Annotated in this window: 19 protein-coding genes and 2 tRNA genes; 14 read left to right on the top strand and 7 right to left on the bottom strand. The window is 71.4% G+C overall.

Annotated features, from left to right (window positions below; all coding sequences use genetic code 11):
- Positions 1-36 precede the first annotated feature (36 nt).
- The 4 genes from DV701_RS07060 to DV701_RS07045 are packed head-to-tail and all read left to right on the top strand — an operon-like array spanning position 37 to position 3,783.
- On the top strand, positions 37-678 hold the full coding sequence (locus tag DV701_RS07060) for a mycothiol-dependent nitroreductase Rv2466c family protein (protein WP_114927684.1): 642 nt from the start codon (positions 37-39) through the stop codon (positions 676-678).
- Complete coding sequence (locus DV701_RS07055; RefSeq protein WP_114927683.1) at positions 678-1,151, top strand: ribose-5-phosphate isomerase; 474 nt, start codon at positions 678-680, stop codon at positions 1,149-1,151. The genes DV701_RS07060 and DV701_RS07055 overlap by 1 nt, the downstream gene beginning before the upstream one ends.
- On the top strand, positions 1,148-2,521 hold the full coding sequence (gene mgtE, locus DV701_RS07050) for a magnesium transporter (protein ID WP_114927682.1): 1,374 nt from the start codon (positions 1,148-1,150) through the stop codon (positions 2,519-2,521). Before DV701_RS07055 ends, mgtE begins: the two co-directional genes overlap by 4 nt.
- A gap of 56 nt (positions 2,522-2,577) precedes the next feature.
- Positions 2,578-3,783: an acyl-CoA dehydrogenase family protein gene (locus DV701_RS07045; protein ID WP_114927681.1), complete on the top strand. Its 1,206-nt coding sequence runs from the start codon at positions 2,578-2,580 to the stop codon at positions 3,781-3,783.
- 55 nt (positions 3,784-3,838) lie between these two features.
- Here the strand turns inward: DV701_RS07045 and DV701_RS07040 are convergent, their stop codons facing one another.
- The 3 genes from DV701_RS07040 to DV701_RS07030 all read right to left on the bottom strand — a co-directional run bounded on the left by DV701_RS07040 (position 3,839) and on the right by DV701_RS07030 (position 4,981).
- Positions 3,839-4,141, bottom strand: a complete 303-nt coding sequence (locus DV701_RS07040; protein WP_114927680.1) for an antitoxin — start codon at positions 4,139-4,141, stop codon at positions 3,839-3,841.
- Between the two features lie 108 nt (positions 4,142-4,249).
- A complete protein-coding gene (locus tag DV701_RS07035; protein ID WP_114927679.1) occupies positions 4,250-4,861 on the bottom strand; it encodes an SIMPL domain-containing protein in 612 nt (203 codons plus the stop codon).
- A 46-nt stretch (positions 4,862-4,907) separates the two neighbouring features.
- Positions 4,908-4,981 (bottom strand) — tRNA-Gly (locus DV701_RS07030).
- Between the two features lie 87 nt (positions 4,982-5,068).
- On the opposite strand from DV701_RS07030, the gene DV701_RS07025 reads away from it, so the two are divergent.
- Together DV701_RS07025 and tig are read left to right on the top strand one after the other, a co-directional pair.
- Positions 5,069-5,145, top strand: a tRNA-Pro gene (locus DV701_RS07025).
- Between the two features lie 71 nt (positions 5,146-5,216).
- Positions 5,217-6,626, top strand: a complete 1,410-nt coding sequence (gene tig, locus DV701_RS07020; protein ID WP_114927678.1) for a trigger factor — start codon at positions 5,217-5,219, stop codon at positions 6,624-6,626.
- Positions 6,627-6,779: 153 nt separating this feature from the next.
- On the opposite strand, the gene DV701_RS07015 is transcribed toward tig, so the two are convergent.
- Positions 6,780-7,727 (bottom strand): DMT family transporter, encoded by a 948-nt coding sequence (locus tag DV701_RS07015; protein ID WP_228255266.1) that lies wholly within the window; start codon positions 7,725-7,727, stop codon positions 6,780-6,782.
- Between the two features lie 216 nt (positions 7,728-7,943).
- Here DV701_RS07015 and DV701_RS07010 point away from each other — a divergent pair, with 216 nt between their 5' ends.
- Together DV701_RS07010 and DV701_RS07005 are read left to right on the top strand one after the other, a co-directional pair.
- Positions 7,944-8,525, top strand: a complete 582-nt coding sequence (locus tag DV701_RS07010; RefSeq protein WP_114930879.1) for an ATP-dependent Clp protease proteolytic subunit — start codon at positions 7,944-7,946, stop codon at positions 8,523-8,525.
- Between the two features lie 30 nt (positions 8,526-8,555).
- On the top strand, positions 8,556-9,239 hold the full coding sequence (locus DV701_RS07005) for an ATP-dependent Clp protease proteolytic subunit (protein WP_114927676.1): 684 nt from the start codon (positions 8,556-8,558) through the stop codon (positions 9,237-9,239).
- Between the two features lie 36 nt (positions 9,240-9,275).
- Here DV701_RS07005 and DV701_RS07000 read toward each other — a convergent pair whose 3' ends face one another.
- Entirely contained in the window at positions 9,276-9,893 is a 618-nt protein-coding gene (locus tag DV701_RS07000; RefSeq protein ID WP_114927675.1) for a TetR/AcrR family transcriptional regulator, read from the bottom strand.
- Between the two features lie 80 nt (positions 9,894-9,973).
- Here DV701_RS07000 and DV701_RS06995 point away from each other — a divergent pair, with 80 nt between their 5' ends.
- The 6 genes from DV701_RS06995 to DV701_RS06970 all read left to right on the top strand — a co-directional run bounded on the left by DV701_RS06995 (position 9,974) and on the right by DV701_RS06970 (position 15,029).
- On the top strand, positions 9,974-10,375 hold the full coding sequence (locus tag DV701_RS06995) for a hypothetical protein (protein WP_114927674.1): 402 nt from the start codon (positions 9,974-9,976) through the stop codon (positions 10,373-10,375).
- Positions 10,376-10,504: 129 nt separating this feature from the next.
- Positions 10,505-11,779, top strand: a complete 1,275-nt coding sequence (clpX, locus tag DV701_RS06990; RefSeq protein ID WP_114927673.1) for an ATP-dependent Clp protease ATP-binding subunit ClpX — start codon at positions 10,505-10,507, stop codon at positions 11,777-11,779.
- Between the two features lie 223 nt (positions 11,780-12,002).
- The gene (locus DV701_RS06985; RefSeq protein WP_114927672.1) at positions 12,003-12,236 is read left to right on the top strand and encodes a hypothetical protein; all 234 of its coding nucleotides are present in this window, start codon (positions 12,003-12,005) and stop codon (positions 12,234-12,236) included.
- Between the two features lie 39 nt (positions 12,237-12,275).
- Positions 12,276-13,001, top strand: coding sequence for an ABC transporter ATP-binding protein (locus DV701_RS06980; protein WP_114927671.1), 726 nt, complete (start codon positions 12,276-12,278; stop codon positions 12,999-13,001).
- A 374-nt stretch (positions 13,002-13,375) separates the two neighbouring features.
- Positions 13,376-14,296 (top strand): hypothetical protein, encoded by a 921-nt coding sequence (locus tag DV701_RS06975; protein WP_114927670.1) that lies wholly within the window; start codon positions 13,376-13,378, stop codon positions 14,294-14,296.
- The gene (locus tag DV701_RS06970) at positions 14,289-15,029 is read left to right on the top strand and encodes a hypothetical protein (RefSeq protein ID WP_114927669.1); all 741 of its coding nucleotides are present in this window, start codon (positions 14,289-14,291) and stop codon (positions 15,027-15,029) included. Before DV701_RS06975 ends, DV701_RS06970 begins: the two co-directional genes overlap by 8 nt.
- On the opposite strand, the gene DV701_RS06965 is transcribed toward DV701_RS06970, so the two are convergent.
- The gene (locus DV701_RS06965; RefSeq protein WP_114927668.1) at positions 15,026-15,556 is read right to left on the bottom strand and encodes a hypothetical protein; all 531 of its coding nucleotides are present in this window, start codon (positions 15,554-15,556) and stop codon (positions 15,026-15,028) included. The two genes, DV701_RS06970 and DV701_RS06965, sit on opposite strands and share 4 nt — an antisense overlap.
- Positions 15,553-16,923 (bottom strand): DUF58 domain-containing protein, encoded by a 1,371-nt coding sequence (locus tag DV701_RS06960; RefSeq protein ID WP_114927667.1) that lies wholly within the window; start codon positions 16,921-16,923, stop codon positions 15,553-15,555. Before DV701_RS06960 ends, DV701_RS06965 begins: the two co-directional genes overlap by 4 nt.
- Positions 16,924-16,932 lie beyond the last annotated feature (9 nt).

The following is a 16,932-nucleotide window of genomic DNA, read 5'->3' as shown; positions in this document are numbered from 1 at the left end:
GGGTCGGTCGGGGGTACGGAGTGACACGATGGTGCCATGACTGAGAGCACCGCACCTAGCCGCGACCGCGCGGAGATGTTCTTCGACCCCGTGTGCCCGTGGGCGTGGATGACGTCCCGCTGGCTGATGGAGGTCGAGCAGGTCCGCGACCTGGACGTCACCTGGTCGGTGATGAGCCTGTCGGTGCTCAACGAGGGCCGGCACCTGGACGAGGGCTACCGCACCATGCTCGACCGGTCCTGGACCCCGGTGCGCGCGATCGTCGCGGCGACCGACGACCTGCCCGAGGAGGAGGCCAACGTGCTGCGCAAGAAGATGTACGACGCCCTCGGCCGGCGCATCCACCTGGACGGGCGCGGGACCGAGCACCTCGAGCAGTGCCTGGCCGAGGTCGTCGAGGAGCTGGGCCTGGACCCGGCGATCAACGAGGTCGCGGCCACCACCGAGGTGGACGACGCGCTGCGCGCCAGCCACCAGCGGGCCATCGACCTGGTCGGCGACGACGTGGGCACCCCGGTCATCTCGGTCAACGACATCGCCTTCTTCGGTCCCGTCGTCACGCCCGCGCCCAGGGGCGAGGCGGCCGGCAGGCTGTGGGACGGCTGCGTGCTCGTCGCCGGCACCCCGGGCTTCTACGAGCTCAAGCGCACCCGCGACGCGCACCCGGACTTCAGCTGATGCGCGTCCACATCGGCGGCGATCACGCGGCCTACGAGCTGCAGCGCGACCTGGTGGCCTGGCTGGCGCAGGAGGGCCACGAGGTCGTGGACCACGGGCCGGCCGACTACGACGCCCAGGACGACTACCCCGTCTACGTGCTGCGCGCGGCGGAGGGCGTGGCCGCCGACGAGGACCCGACCAGCCTGGGCATCGTGCTCGGCGGCTCGGGCAACGGCGAGCAGATGGCGGCCAACAAGGTGGCCGGCATCCGTGCCGGCCTGGCCTGGACCCCGGAGCTCGCGCGGCTGACCCGCGAGCACAACGACGCCCGCGTGCTCTCCCTCGGCGCCCGCTTCCTCTCCCTGGAGGAGGGTCGGGAGATCGCGGCGGCCTTCCTGGGGACGCCGTTCTCGGGTGAGGAGCGCCACCAGCGGCGCATCGACATGGTCAGCGACTACGAGTCGGAGGGCATCCTCCCGCCGCTCCCGTGAGCCGGGCGCGCCGCACGCGCGAGCAGCAGCAGGAGCAGACCCGGCAGGCGGTCCGCGAGGCGCGACTGCGGCGGGCCGGGGACGCCGAACGGCTGCGCGCGATCCTGCACGGGGCCGACCTGCCGCTCGTCGTCGACGAGCTGGAGCGGATGAACACCCGGCAGCGGGCCACCGCCTTCCGGATGCTGCCGCGCGACAGCTCGGTGCGCGCGCTGCAGATGCTCGAGCCCGCCGTCCAGGCCGAGCTCGTCGAGGCGCTGCCCGACGCCCAGGCTCGTCTCCTGGTCGCCGAGCTGGACCCGGACGACCGGGCCCGGCTCCTCGACGGCCTGCCCATGGACCTGTCCGAGAGGCTGCTGCGCAGCCTCACGCCGCAGGAGTGGGAGGCGACCGCCGCGGTCCTCTCCCACCGGCCCGAGACCGTCGGCCGGTGGAGCACGCCGCGGCTGGTCAGCGTGTCCCAGGAGGCCACGGTCGCCGACGCCCTGCGCGCCGTGCGGGCGGACACCGGCGACGCCGAGACGGTCTACGCCGTGCCGGTCGTCGACGCCGAGCACCGCGTGGTCGGGGTCGTCTCGTTGCGACGGCTGCTCGCCACCGACCCCGGCAGACCGGTGCACGAGGTCATGCGCGAGCCGATCAGCGTCTACGCCTCCGACGACCAGGAGGACGCCGCACGCGTCGTCCGCGACCACGGCGCGCTCGCCGTCCCCGTCCTCGACGACGACCACCGCCTGGTGGGGATGTTCACGGTCGACGACGCGATGCGGGTCCTGCAGATCGAGGAGGCCGAGGACGAGGCCCGCGCGGTCGGTCGTGAGCGGCTGGACAGGCCCTACCTGACGACCTCCTTCCTGGCCCTGGCCCGGGGACGCATCACCTGGCTGCTCATCCTCATCGTGGCCGCCACGCTGACCGTCAACGTGCTCGACCACTTCGAGGACCAGCTGCAGCAGGTGGTCTCGCTCGCACTGTTCATCCCGCTGCTCATCGGCACCGGCGGCAACATCGGCGCCCAGGCGGCGAGCACGATGATCCGCGCGCTGGCGATCGACGACGTGCGGCCCGGCGACGTCTTCCGGGTCATGGTCAAGGAGCTCACGACCGGTCTGACGCTCGGGGTGGCGCTGGCCGTCTTCGCCTATCTGCCCGCGCAGTTCTTCACCGAGAGCCGGGTCGCTCTGGTCATCAGCCTCTCGCTCGTCGTCGTGTGCGGGCTGGCCGCCACCGCCGGCGGGGTCATCCCGCTGGTCGCCCGTCGGCTCGGGGTGGACCCCGCCGTGGTGAGCGCGCCGTTCATCACCACCTTCGTCGACGCGACCGGACTGGTCGTCTACTTCCTCATCGCGGGGGCCGTGCTGGGGCTGTGAGGCGACCGGCCGAGGCCCACGCCGGGACCGGTCCGCACCTGCCTACCCTTGGGACCATGTCCCCGACCTACGACGACCTCGTGCAGCAGCTGCTCCCCGCCGACCTGATCGCCACCTTCCGGGAGCGTGCCGCCGGCTACGACCGCGACAACCGCTTCTTCACCGAGACCCTGGACGACCTGCGCGGGCGCGGCTACCTGCGGCTGTTCGTGCCGGAGGAGCTCGGGGGCCTGGGCGCCTCCGTGGTGGACGTCACCCGCCTGCAGCGGCGACTGGCCGGTGCCGACCCGTCGGCGGCGCTGGGCATCAACATGCACCTGGTCGTCACCGGCGCCGCGCTGGTGGCCGGCCGCCGCGGCCTGGGGAGCGCGCGGGCGGTCCTCGAGGCGGCCGCGGGGGACGAGCTGTTCGCCTTCGGCATCTCCGAGGCGGGCAACGACGTCATGCTCTTCGACGCGTGGACCAGCGCCGAGCCGGACGGGCAGGGCGGCTACGCGCTCAGCGGCACCAAGATCTTCACCTCCATGTCCCCGGCCTGGGACCGGCTGATCACCCACGCCAAGGTCGCCGGTGCGCAGGGCAGGGAGGACCAGCTGGTCTTCGGCGTCCTGCACCGCGGCGAGGGCGTGCGCAGCCTGGACGACTGGGACACCCACGGCATGCGCGCCTCGCAGTCCTGCACGACCGTCCTGGAGTCGGCGCCCCTGGCAGGTGCCGACGTCCTGGACCTGACCCCTGTCGGACCCACCCAGGACCCGCTGCGCTTCGGCATCTTCGGCGTCTTCGAGCTCACCGTCGCGGCGGTCTACTGCGGCGTCGCCGAGCGGGCGGTCGCCGTGGCCCGGGACGTCGCCCTCGAGCGCGTCTCGCGCAGCAAGGGCATCGTCCACGCCGACGACCCCGACATCCGCTGGCGGCTGGCCGACGCCGCCATGGGCCTGGACGGAGCCGTCCTGCAGATCGAGAAGCTGGCTGCCGACCTCGACGCCGTGGGTGCGACCGAGCCGGTCCCCGGCACGACCGAGCACGGCCCCCGCTGGTACCTCCAGCTCTCCGGAGTCAAGTCCCGCGTCACCGAGACCGCGCTGCACGCGGTCGACCAGTGCCTGCGCGCCTCCGGCGGACGGCACTTCTCCCGCGGCTCGGAGCTGGAGAGACTGTCCCGGGACGTGCGTGCCGGTCTCTACCAGCCCTCCGACGAGGAGTCGGTGCACGCCTCCTACGCCCGTGGGCTGCTGGGGGACGTCGGCGCCGAGCGCTGAGACGCAAAGAAGGGCCCGGGCGCAGTGCCCGGGCCCTCCTTCGCGACGACGGGGATCAGGCCTTGTCGGCCTCGCCCGTCGCCGCGCCGAAGTCGTCGTCCTTGCCGTCGAGGCCGTCCAGCCCGTCGCGCAGGCGGTCGCCACCCTCGTCGAGCTGGCCGTCGAAACGACCCCCCGTCCTGTCGCTGACGAAGTCGGAGCCCTGGTCGATGCCCTGGTCGATCCGGTCCGCGTGCTGGTCGACCGCGTCGGTGACCCGGTCACCGTGCTGGTCCCAGGCCCCGGACGCCTTCTCGTCCAGGTCGGTCTTGTCGAGCAGCTTGTCGGCCTGCTCCTTGGCCTTGTCGAGGAAACCCATGTCATGTCCTTCCGACGAGCGTCGCACCGGAGGTTCCGGTGCCCGTACGACGTCAACAGCACCACACCTGTCGGGGTGATGTCGAGCGGACACCCCGCGTCGGGCCCCTCAGGCCTCCAGCTGCCAGGCCACCTCGACGGCCGCCGTCACCTCGTGCTCGGCCGGGTCGACGACGGGGCCGGCAGCCACCGCCATGCGTGCCCCGTGGTCGGCCGGCGGCCGCGGTCCGCCGGTCCCCGGCTCGCGGACCCGACGCACCCCGAGGAGCACCCGGCCGGCGAGCTCGGCGTACTGCTCCGCCCGCTCGACCGCGTCGCCGAACGCCCGCTCGCGCGCCTGCCGCAGCAGGGCCGCCGTGTCGGCCACCTCGTGGCGCACGCCCTCGACACCCAGCGCGTCGCCGACGGCCTCGCCGAGCACCTGCACCAGCTCGCCGGCGCGCGCCGGGTCGCCGGTGCGCAGCTGCAGGGACTGGTATGCCGTGTGCCCCGACCTCTCGCCCTGCCGGTCGTGGCGCGGGTGCACGCCCAGCCCGTGCGTGCGCAGCGTCTCCCCGGGGAGGGCGTCGTGGCAGGCGCGGGAGGCCCTGGTCAGAGCCGTGAGCGCCTCGCCCACGGTGTGGCCGTGGCCCTCGAGGCGCAGGTCGAGGACCAGGACGTCGGGGGCGGCGGAGGCCCGGCCGGTCCCGGTCACGACCACGGTGTCGTCGTCGGAGGTCATGGGGCGATCGTAGGCCTCCCGCAGGAAGGCCGTAGTGCGGACCAGGTGGAGCGGGTGACGGGAATCGAACCCGCGTAGCCAGTTTGGAAGACTGGGGCTCTACCATTGAGCTACACCCGCACGTCGGCCGTGCCCGGGGTGGTCCGGGCGGTGCGACCGAGCCGATAGTCTAGCCCTCGGCCCACCGTGCTCCGGCACCGGGAGCCACGGGGTATGGCGCAGCTTGGTAGCGCGTCCGCTTTGGGAGCGGAAGGCCGCCGGTTCGAATCCGGCTACCCCGACCACCTAGCATGGTGACGAAACAGTCGTGCCCGCGGGCACGGCATACCCCCACAACAACCCTGGAGCACCACCAGTGAAGAGCGCTGTCGAGACACTGACCCCGACCCGGGTCAAGCTGACCGTCGAGGTCCCCGCCGCCGACCTCAAGCCGCGTCTGGACGCGGCCTACCGCGCCATCGGCGCCCAGGTGCAGGTGCCCGGCTTCCGCAAGGGCAAGGTCCCCAACCGGATCATCGACCAGCGCTTCGGCCGCGGCTCGGTGGTGCAGGAGGCCGTCAACGAGGCGCTCCCGGAGTTCTACACCCAGGCCGTCGCCGAGCACGACCTCAAGCCGATCGGCCAGCCGGACGTCAACCTGACCCAGCTCCCCCTCGAGGAGGGCCAGGACCTCGCCTTCGACGCCGAGGTCGACATCGTCCCCGAGTTCGAGGTGCCCGACTTCTCCGGCATCTCCGTCGAGGTGGACCCGGCCGGCGCGACCGACGAGGACGTCGAGACCCGGATGGAGGCGCTGCGCGGCCGTTTCGCGACCCTGACGCCGATCACCCGCAAGGCCAAGACCGGCGACCACACCACCATCGACCTGTCCGCCAGGATCGGCGAGGAGGAGATCGACTCCGTCACCGGTGTCTCCTACGAGATCGGCGCCGGCAACATGCTCGAGGGCCTGGACAAGGCGCTGCGCGGCACGAAGGCCGGCGAGACCGTCGAGTTCAAGGCCCCGCTCGCCGGTGGCGACCGCGCGGGCGAGGAGGCGGACGTCACCGTCACCGTGACCGCCGTCAAGGCACGCGAGCTGCCCGAGCTGGACGACGAGTTCGCCCAGCTGGCCAGCCCGCACGACACCCTGGAGGAGCTGCGCGAGGACCTGCGCAAGCAGGCCGACCAGGCCGCCCGCTTCGAGCAGGGCGTCAGCGCGCGCGACAAGGTCCTCGACGCGATGCTGGCGATGGTCGAGATCCCGGTGCCCGAGAACCTCGTCGAGGCCGAGGTGCACCGTCACCTCGAGGGCGAGAGCCGCCTGGAGGACGACGAGCACCGTGCCGAGGTCACCGAGTCCACGACCAAGGCGATGCGGACCCAGTTCCTGCTCGACGCCCTCGTCGAGCGCGACTCCGTCGAGGTCGACCAGGGCGAGCTCATCGAGTACATCATGATGACCGCCCAGCAGTACGGCATGAACCCCCAGGAGTTCGCCCAGCAGATCGACCAGGCGGGCCAGGTCTCCTCCATGGTCAGCGAGGTCGGCCGCCGCAAGGCGCTGGCCTCGGTGCTCGAGTCCGCGACCGTGACCGACACCGACGGCAACGTCGTCGACCTGGACGCGATCGACCCGGAGGACGACGAGGACGAGGACGAGGACCTGGCCGAGGACGCCGACGCGGACCTCGAGGACGTCGCCGTCCAGGACCTCGCCGACGAGACCGACGAGGACGCTGCCGAGGTCGTCGCCGAGCCGGAGGCCGACGAGGCCAAGGCCTGAGCCCCGAGCTCACCGCGACACCACCGCGACCCCCGACCTTCCTTGCGAAGGCCGGGGGTCGCGGTGGCTCGGTGCCTCGCGGCGGGGGGGGGGGGGGGGGGGGGGGGGGGGGGGGGGGGGGGGGGGGGGGGGGGGGGGGGGGGGGGGGGGGGGTCAGCGGCGTGCCGGCTCCCGCCACGAGCCGGCGCGCGGGCCGGGGACGACGGCCGGGATCGCGGAGCGCTGCTCGTGCAGCGCCAGGGCCACCACGCTGGCCAGCACGACCGCCATCCCCAGCCACTGGGTGGCCGTCGGTCGGGTGCCGAAGGCGAGCACGCCGACGACCGCCGCGGTGAGCGGGAAGGCCAGCTCGGCCAGCGTCGCGCGCGAGGCGGGCGTGCGCCCCAGCGCCAGGTAGTAGAGGACCATCGCGGCCAGGCCGGGCAGGAGCGCCAGCAGGGCGATGGAGGGTGCCGCGGACCACGGGACCGCCAGCGGCGTCGAGGTGGCCGCCGCGAGGACGGCGAGCGTGACCAGTCCGACCGCGAAGCGCAGCGCCACCAGGTCGCGGAAGCGCAGCTCCGCGCTGGCCCCGCGACCGAGCACGGTCCCGGCCGCCCACAGCGTCGCCGCGCCGACCGCCAGCAGCGCCGCCTGCGCGCCGGCGACCGTGACCCCGAGCGGGTCGGCGAAGGCCAGCAGCCAGGCGCCGACGAGCGCGGGGACCAGGAAGAGCAGGTACCGCGCCCGCACCCGCTCGCCCAGCAGCAGCGCGGCGAGCGCGAGCGCGACGAGCGGCTGGAGCTTCTGCAGGACCTGCGGCGTGATCGGGTCGCCGAGCCGGAAGGCCGCGGTGAAGAGCACGGTGGCCAGGGCCGAGGAGCCGGCGCCGATCACCAGCACGGCGGCCTGCGTGCGCCAGGACGCGGCGAGCACCCGGCGGACCGCCGGCACCAGCCACGGGCTGACCAGCACGACGAGCAGCACGTGCTCCCAGAAGACGATCGCCAGCGGGGGCAGCTCCCGGGCGAGCGGGTCGCGCCACAGGGCCGACAGGCCCCAGAGGGACGCGGCCAGCGCCACCATCCAGGTGCGGTCGGTGCGGGTCGCGGGCGCGGTCACGGTCGTCACCATCTCACGGGGTCCGGACACCGCCCCGGCGCGCTGCGCTCAGGGCGAACACGGCCGACCTGCGGGAGTGTCCGGCGCGGGGCGGGCGTTAGGGTCACTGAGAGGCCCCGCCAACCAGCCGGAGGCGAGCGGTGCACGCACCGCACCTGCACGGCATACCAGGAACGAGGACGACACATGACCAGCGGGAACGAGACGAGTCCGACCATGGCTGACCGCCCGGTCGCCGGGCTGGACGACCAGATCTACAACCGGCTCCTGAAGGAGCGGATCATCTTCCTCGGCTCGGACGTGCGCGACGACAACGCGAACGCGATCTGCGCCCAGCTGCTGCTGCTCTCCGCGGAGGACCCCGAGAGCGACATCTGGCTCTACATCAACAGCCCCGGTGGCTCGGTGACCGCCGGGATGGCGATCTTCGACACCATGAAGTGGGTCCCCAACGACGTCGCGACCGTGGCGATGGGGCTGGCCGCCTCGATGGGCCAGTTCCTGTTGTCGGCCGGCACCAAGGGCAAGCGCTACGCGACCCCCCACGCCCGGGTGATGATGCACCAGCCCTCCGGCGGCATCGGCGGCACCGCCTCGGACATCAAGATCCAGGCCGAGCAGATGCTGCACATCAAGAAGCAGATGGCCGAGCTGATCGCCGAGCACACCGGGCAGAGCATCGATCAGATCGAGAGGGACTCCGACCGCGACCGCTGGTTCACCGCCGCGGAGGCCAAGGAGTACGGCTTCGTCGACCACGTCTACGAGGCCTCGACGGACGCCACCCCCGAGCGCTGACCGGCCCGCGAGCAGAGAAGAGCTGACACCATGACCATCAACCCCTACGCAGGCGGCGCCTGGGCGCCGACCGCAGGCACCGGCCGGGCCCCCGCGGGCCCGTCTAGCCGCTACATCCTGCCGCAGTTCGAGGAGCGCACCGCCTACGGGATGAAGCGCCAGGACCCCTACACCAAGCTGTTCGAGGACCGCATCATCTTCCTCGGCGTGCAGGTGGACGACGCCTCGGCGGACGACATCATCGCCCAGCTGATCGTGCTGGAGTCCCAGGACCCTGACCGCGACATCCTGATGTACATCAACAGCCCCGGCGGCTCGTTCACCGCGCTCACCGCGATCTACGACACCATGCAGTACATCAAGCCGGACGTGCAGACGTTCGTCATCGGCCAGGCCGCCTCCGCGGCCGCCGTGCTGCTGGCCGCCGGCGCACCGGGCAAGCGTTTCGCGCTGCCCAACGCCCGGGTGCTCATCCACCAGCCGGCCCTGGCCGGCGGTGACTACGGGCAGGCCTCCGACATCGAGATCCAGGCCAACGAGGTGCTGCGGATGCGCGCCTGGCTGGAGGAGACCTGGGCCCTGCACTCCGGCAAGACGGTCGAGCAGGTCCAGAAGGACATCGAGCGGGACAAGATCCTCACCGCCGCCGAGGCCAAGGAGTACGGCCTCGTCGACGAGGTCCTCGCCTCGCGCAAGGCGTCCCAGGACGACTGAGCACGGGTATGCCGTGAGGCGTCCGTCCGGAGCCCGTCACCCCTCGGGGGTGGCGGGCTCCGTCGTGCCCGGAGTGGTGTCCAGCCGAGCGAGCGTGGAGCGGGCGAGAGCGAGCGTGGCCGCCCGGCGGTCGCCCGGGGGCAGCGGCAGGCTGTCGGCCAGCGCGAGCGTGACGAAGCCGTGGACGATGCTCCACGCGGCCAGGCCGAGGACGGGGATGCCGTTCCCGCCGTCGGGCGTGGGCACCGTGCCGTCCAGGCTCTCCACGAGCGCGTGGCGCAGGCCGCCGAGCGCCGCCTCGTGGGCCGGGTCGGCGGTGTCGACCAGCTCTGGGCGGAACATCACCTGGTAGTGGGCGCCGTGGTCGAGCGCCCACCCGACGTAGGCGACGCCGACGTCGAGGAACGTCCCGCCCGAGCCGGCGCGGCGCAGGGCGAGGGCCAGGTCGTCGTACCCCTGTGCGGCGAGGGCGGTCACGACGCCGCGCTTGTCGCCGAAGTGGTGGCGCGGCGCGGTGTGGCTGACGCCGACCTCCTGGGCGAGCGAGCGCAGGCTCAGCGCGGCGACGCCGTCGCGGCCGACCGCGGTGGCGGCCGCGGCGAGGATGGCCTGGGGCAGGTCGCCGTGGTGATAGGGAGCGGGAGCGTGCACCATCCAAACTTACCACTGGACACATCTCGGTGCGGCACCTAAACTTGCCAGTGGCAACATTCACCGACCGAACGGAGCCTCCCGTGCTCTCCCCGACGGCTGCCACCACCGGTGGCGTGGTCCTGCTCACCGTCGTCGCCGTCGCCTACGGCGGCACCTTCCTCCTGCGCGTGGTCGGCGGAGGGGTGCCGGCCAACGCGCTGCAGCAGAGCTACTTCCGGGCGGGGCACGCCCACGCGGGGGTGCTTGTCATCCTCGGCCTGCTGGTCACCCTCTTCGTCGACCTGGCCGGCGTGGCCGCGCCCTGGCGCCCGCTGTCCGGGCTGGTGCTCCTCGCCGCGATCCTCATGCCGGCCGGCTTCTTCCTCTCCGCCGTGGGTCGCGACCCGGCAGCGCCCAACGGCCTGCGCGCGCTGATCTGGGCCGGGGCCGCCTGCCTGGTCCTCGGCGTCGTCGCCGCGGGGGTCGGGCTGCTGCTCGTCTGAGCCGTTGCGCTGAGAGCGGACACCTGGCAACACGCCTGCGCCAGGGGCGCAAAACACTGTGCCCCGGCAGCAGGGCAAGGTACCGTCGGGGGACAGGCACGACGGGACCGACGACGAAGGGACGTCCGAGTGGCACGCATGGGTGAGAGCAGCGACCTGCTCAAGTGCTCCTTCTGCGGGAAGAGCCAGAAGCAGGTCAAGAAGCTGATCGCCGGCCCCGGCGTCTATATCTGCGACGAGTGCATCGACCTGTGCAACGAGATCATCGAGGAGGAGCTCGCCGAGTCCTCCGACCTCGGCCTGGGCCAGCTGCCCAAGCCGCGGGAGATCTTCGACTTCCTCCAGCAGTACGTCGTCGGGCAGGACCCGGCCAAGCGCGCGCTGGCGGTCGCGGTCTACAACCACTACAAGCGGATCCAGGCCGGGGAGAGCCGCTCCGCCGACGACGGCATCGAGATCGCCAAGTCCAACATCCTGCTCGTGGGCCCCACCGGCTGCGGCAAGACCTACCTGGCCCAGACCCTCGCCCGCATGCTCAACGTGCCCTTCGCGATCGCCGACGCGACAGCGCTCACCGAGGCCGGCTACGTCGGCGAGGACGTCGAGAACATCCTGCTCAAGCTCATCCAGGCCGCGGACTTCGACGTCAAGAAGGCCGAGACCGGCATCATCTACATCGACGAGATCGACAAGATCGCGCGCAAGAGCGAGAACCCCTCGATCACGCGTGACGTCTCCGGCGAGGGGGTGCAGCAGGCGCTGCTGAAGATCCTCGAGGGCACGGTCGCCTCCGTCCCCCCGCAGGGCGGCCGCAAGCACCCGCACCAGGAGTTCATCCAGATCGACACCGGCAACGTGCTGTTCATCGTGGGCGGCGCGTTCGCCGGCATGGAGAAGATCATCGAGGCCCGCACCGGCAAGCAGGGCCTCGGTTTCGGCGCCGAGCTGCGCTCCGCCAAGGACGCCAACGAGCAGTTCGCCGACGTGCTGCCCGAGGACCTGATGAAGTTCGGCCTCATCCCCGAGTTCATCGGCCGGCTGCCGGTCATCACCAGCGTCTCCCCGCTCGACCGGGACGCGCTGGTGAACATCCTCACGGAGCCCCGCAACGCCCTGGTCAAGCAGTACCAGCGGATGTTCGAGATCGACGGCGTGGAGCTGGAGTTCGACGACGGGGCCCTGGAGGCCATCGCCGACCAGGCGCTCCTGCGCGGCACCGGCGCCCGCGGGCTGCGCGCCATCCTCGAGGAGGTGCTGCTGCCGGTGATGTTCGACGTCCCCTCCGACGACGAGATCGCCAAGGTCGGCATCACCCAGCAGGTCGTCCTGGAGAACGTCAACCCCACGATCGTGCGCCGCGACGTCACCCCCCGCAAGCGCCAGCAGCGCAAGGAGAGCGCCTGACCGTTGACGATTGTCCCGAGGGGGGGGTAACGTCCCAAACACCACCGGGCGACGGGGTCCGGTCTCAGGAATGGGATGGGCGATGAAGAAGATACTTCGGACGACGTTTGCGTCACTGGCCCTCGCAGCGATGGTCTTGGCGCCCTCGGTCTTGAGTGGTGCGACGGCAGAGGCGGCTGGCTGCCGGAACTGGGCGAACACGCCGTATGCTTCAGGATCGAGCGTGTACGGGAAGTATGGGCGCAGCGACTGCTCCTCCGCTACGACGGTCACTGGCGAACTGCGTCACTTCTACCCCTATTGGACCGACCCGCTGGTGGCGAAGGGCTCCTTCTATCTTGCTACGGGCAGTCGGCTGGTCTCTGCTGCGGGGGTCAGCGGCTGGGACTACTACACCAAAGCCATCGGTACGCCCAACAGCTACCAGTCGGCGAACTTCCGCTTCGGCAACAGTTGAGCGCACCTGCGCTGCCGCGGGTCCCAATCGGAGGAGCGCATGCTGCAGGCTGACGGTGTCACCGTGCGACGCGGCGGCAAGGTAGTGATCGATGACGTCAGCCTGCAGCTGCCCGTCGGGCTGACCGGTCTTCTGGGGCCCAATGGCGCTGGAAAGACCACGCTCATGACGGTGCTCGCCGGAATGAGAAGGCCGGCTCGCGGCTCGCTCACCTTCGACGGTGAACGCCTCTCGGATCAACCTGATGGGGGCGAGCTGGCATATTTCTCGAAAGTGGGATACCTGCCACAACGTTTCCGCCTGATGGGTCTCAAGTCCTGCGACGACAACGTCATGTATGCGGCCTGGGCGCGCGGAGTGCCCAAGAACATGCTGGCTGAACGCACCGCGTCTGTCCTGGCGATCGTCGATCTCGCAGATCGGACGGATGTGCGTGCCCGTGCTCTTTCCGGAGGAATGAGACAACGGCTAGGAATCGCGTGTGCTCTCGCGCATGATCCCAGTGTCCTCCTGCTCGACGAGCCCACTGTTGGCCTGGATCCCGCGCAACGAGCCTCCTTGCGTGCTCTCCTCGGAGAGCTTGCGGAGACACGAACCGTCCTTCTTAGCACGCACATCCTAGAGGATTTGACGCCGATCGCTCAGAGATTGGTCGTGCTCGATCATGGGAAGGTCCGCTTTGCGGGACAGACAGGTGAGCTGTCGCCTCATGAGGAGGGGACGCAGGGTCTTGAATCGGCATACCTGCGCCTCGTCGGCGGCTGAGACCCTCCGTGTTGCATCGTCGTCCGTCAACGAGAATCGCCCTGACGCAGGCAGGTGTCATCCTCCTGTTGGGGCTGACTGTCTTCCCGGTCTGGGGATGGCCACCGACGACATGGGGGCGTCTGGTCGTGGTCGCCCGGGACTACCAGGTGCTGCCAGGTGCGGTGTCGGCGATCGTGGCAGCCGGAGTGTCTTCGGGATGGTCGCCGAACTCGGTGGTGCCAGGGAGGGCTGGGAACGCCTGGGCTGGCGTGGCAAGACTTGTCGCACCAATCTGTGGCGGTGCAGCCTTCGGTCACATCCTGGCGCTGTCACCCGGTATTTTTCAGGCAGTGGCCGGGTCGAGACTCGTCCCGCTGCGAGCGACCGACCTCATGGGACTCGTCGCCGCCCTGCTGTCGTTCCTGCTGTGGCCATTGGCCGGCACTCTCGCGGGCCTGATGGTGGGTCGTGCCGGGATGCTCGCGGCGCCCCTCCTTGTCGCGTGCTACCTGGCGCCCGCTCAGATCGGCGGCAAGATCCCGCCTTGGGCGCCATTTTGGGGAACAGGCTCCCCCAATGCCGGCCAGGAGCTCGTTCTGAGCACGGAGATCATGCGAGTCGGGCTGTATGCCGCAGTGCTGATCGCTGGCACGTCAGGAGTCGCGGCGCAACTGCTTCCCAGGCGTGGTCGCGTTCTGCGCAACGCGCTGACAGGGGCCGCAGCCATGATCACCGGCGCCGGGAGTCTGCTAACGGTCCCGCTTTACTGGGACGACCCTTCGCCCACTCGCTGGTGCCACAGCATCGCCGAGACCAACTACTGCGATCTTGTCGAGCACCGAGGTGAGGTGATGGTGTGGTCACCATCGGTCGCTGAGCTCGTCTCGATACTCCCGCCTGACGTTCGGCCACGTTCGGTGGAAGGCTCGGCGTTGAACGCCTTGGCTGAGAAGAACGGGGAGTCCAGGCAAGGCATCATGGTCGTGAGCGGCTATGCTGTGGGATCACGAGAGAACACCGCCTTCCAGAGCACGTATCCCGTCGCCGTGGAGTTGTCCGGTGTCCTGGCCTGCACCCAGCACGTCGATGCAGTCACGGGGGCTCCCCTTCCCGGGTATGGGGAGCCGTCCGCCGTCGCGGATGCGGTCCTCGCAAGGTTGATGTCCCGCGCCGGTTTGCCGGCGCCCTCGGCTGCCGACGAGGCGGGCGTGGGTGCCCTGGACGACCCTGCTTTCGAGGAGTGGTTCGCTCGCGAGCTCCCCGCACTGACCCAGTGCCAAGCTGAAGAACCGGAAAGCCGGAATCGTGGCTGAGTGGGGCCGTGGCCGCTATCTCCTTGTCCTTCCTGGTGTCGTTGCGGCAACCTTCCTGCTCTCTTTGGCCTCATGGTTCGTCCAGACAAGGCTCGCGGTGGCAGGAATAGAGGGGAGAGCGGTCCTCGGGTGGGAGTGGACGGCGCTGTTGCTGACCCCCTTCTCCCTTCTCGCCGTCGAACCACGACTGATCGACTTCGAGGGCGGCCGGAGGACGTGGCCTCACGACGCCGTCGGTGGCGCTGCGGCGGTCGTGGCGGTGCCAGCTGGACTGCTGGCGTCGTTCCTGGTCCTGCGGATCCAGGATGGGAACGGCCTCGCGCGCCACGAACAGTTTGGCTTCATTCTGGAATTCCGGGGACTCTATACGGACGTCGCCACCACAATGGTTCTGTTGAACGCGGTGACGCTCGGATGCGTCTCGATGCTAGCCATCCGATTCTTGGGATCGATCGTCGGCGTGCTGACGGCGTGGGGCTTGGGCTTGGCCATGTTCGTCGTCCAGGGTCTAGAAGACTTTCGACCGTGGGTTCCGCTACAGGACGACCCCGCCAACTGGTCCATCGCTCGAGCCACCGTTTCGGTCTTGCTCGCCACGACTGCGATCCGGACATGGGCGGTGCGTGGGAACCCGGCAAGGTGGCGCAACGTACGGCCAGCCGAGGGCCCCCCTCCTCAGGTGTGTGGCGAAGGCGACTCCAGATCGGCCGCTCAGCCGGAACATCCGTTCTAGCGCGACGACCCCACGTTCCGCAGACAGGCCACCAGGCACCCCGCCGCCAGCGCCAGGCCGACGATCCCCGGGACCGCCCCGCCCGCCCCGGTGGCGAGCGCGACGAGGACGCCGGCCGCACCCCATACCCCCGTCGTCACAGCCGCCACCAGACCGGTCCTCAGCGACCAGCGCCGCAGCACCGAGGCGGGCAGCGGCGCCTGGGCGGGCACCGACGCGGCGAGAGCCGTGCCGACGTGCACGAGGAGCAGGCCGAGCGCGGCGGGCAGCAGCGCCCAGTGCCAGGGGCCGTCCACCCCGACCCACCACGAGGCGGCCGCGAAGACCACGAAGAGCGCGGGGGCGATCGTGTGCGGCTGCACGACCACGAGCAGCGAGAGCAGCACCAGGCCGGCCCACGACACCGGCCCGCCGCCGCCGGCGAGCACGAACGACCCGGTGAAGAGGAGGGCCCCGATGAGGCCGGCCCCCCGGACGGTGAGCTGGGCGCGGCTGGCCGAGCGCAGGTCGGTCCACAGGTCGGTCACGACAGCCTCCCGACCCGACCGCGCCGCCCGAGCTGCAGCAGCACGACGTCCAGGCTGCCCGGGCCCAGCCAGGGCACGACCGGCACCCCCTGCGCCTGGACGGCACGGATCTCCCGGTCGCGCTCGAGCATGCGGATCCGCCAGGCCGCCCGGGCCAGGGCGTCGCGCTCGGCGGTCTCGACCACGGTGCCCTCCTCGGGGTCGACCAAGGCGTCGACGACCACGACGGACAACCCGCGACTGGCCAGCATCGCGGCCTGCATGATCGCGTCGGGGGAGACCAGCGCCGAGATCATCACGACCAGCGAGCCGGCGTCCACACCGAGGTGGACGCGGCGCGGGTCGACCTGCTCCACGACGCCGGGCACCACCCGGCAGAGGGTGTCGAGGATGCGCACCCCGTGCCGCCTGCCGGTGCCGGCCGGCACGGTCAGGGGAGTGCGCGCGGAGAGCACCCGCAGGCTCACCCGGTCGCCCTGCTGCAGGAAGTGCTCGGCCACGGCGCCGGCGGCCCGCACCGAGCGGTCCAACGAGCTCGCCCGGCCCCCGACGCCACCGGAGCGGCCCAGGTCGTAGTGCGCGTCGACGAGCAGCGCGACGTGGGTGTCCTGGTCGGCATAGCTGGAGGTCACGTAGAGCTCACCGCCGCCCCTCGTCGACCGCGGCCAGTGGATGCGCCGCAGCCGGTCACCGACCTGGAAGGGCCGCAGCGTCGCGAACTCGGTCCCCTCGCCCGGGCGCGCCGAGCGGTGCGCCCCGACCAGCCCGCGCGGTCGCGGCGCCGGTGCGGAGGAGTCGAAGGCGGTGGGCTCGGGCAGCACGCGCAGCCCCAGCGCCTCCTGCCGCACCGGCCCCCACCGGTAGGAACCCCACGCGCTCACCGCGGCCACCTGGACCGGGCCGATCCGCCGCACGCCCCAGCGCGTCACCCGCACGCCGACGACCAGCCGGCGCAGCCCATCGACGAGCGGTCCGTGCGCGTCCTCGACGGCGCTGGCGTGCAGGACCGGCAGCCCGTCGGCGTCCTCCACCCGGGCGTGGCGCTCGACGGCCACCCCCTCGACGAAGGGCGCCGGCGACAGGGCGGTGGCGACCAGGTCGGTCCCCACGACCGGCTCCACGTCGACCAGCGCCAGGACCTGCTCTCCCTCGCGGACCTGGGCGTGGGACAGCGCGAAGCGCCGCTCGGGCACCTTCCGCGGCCGCGTCACCACGCTCCAGGCCAGCACGACCGCGCACGGCGTCGCCAGCACCAGCAGGTCGGGGCGGCGCCACAGCAGCGCGACGGGCACGGTGAGCACGACGAGCGCCACCGCCCGCACCAGCGCGGGGGTGGGGCGCCACCGGTCCTCGACGGAGCTGCTCATGTCGCTGGT

This window comes from Ornithinimicrobium avium (genome assembly GCF_003351765.1).
GTDB lineage: Bacteria > Actinomycetota > Actinomycetes > Actinomycetales > Dermatophilaceae > Ornithinicoccus > Ornithinicoccus avius.
Note: the sequence above shows the minus strand (reverse complement) of the source record. Positions and strands in the feature narration are given on the sequence as shown.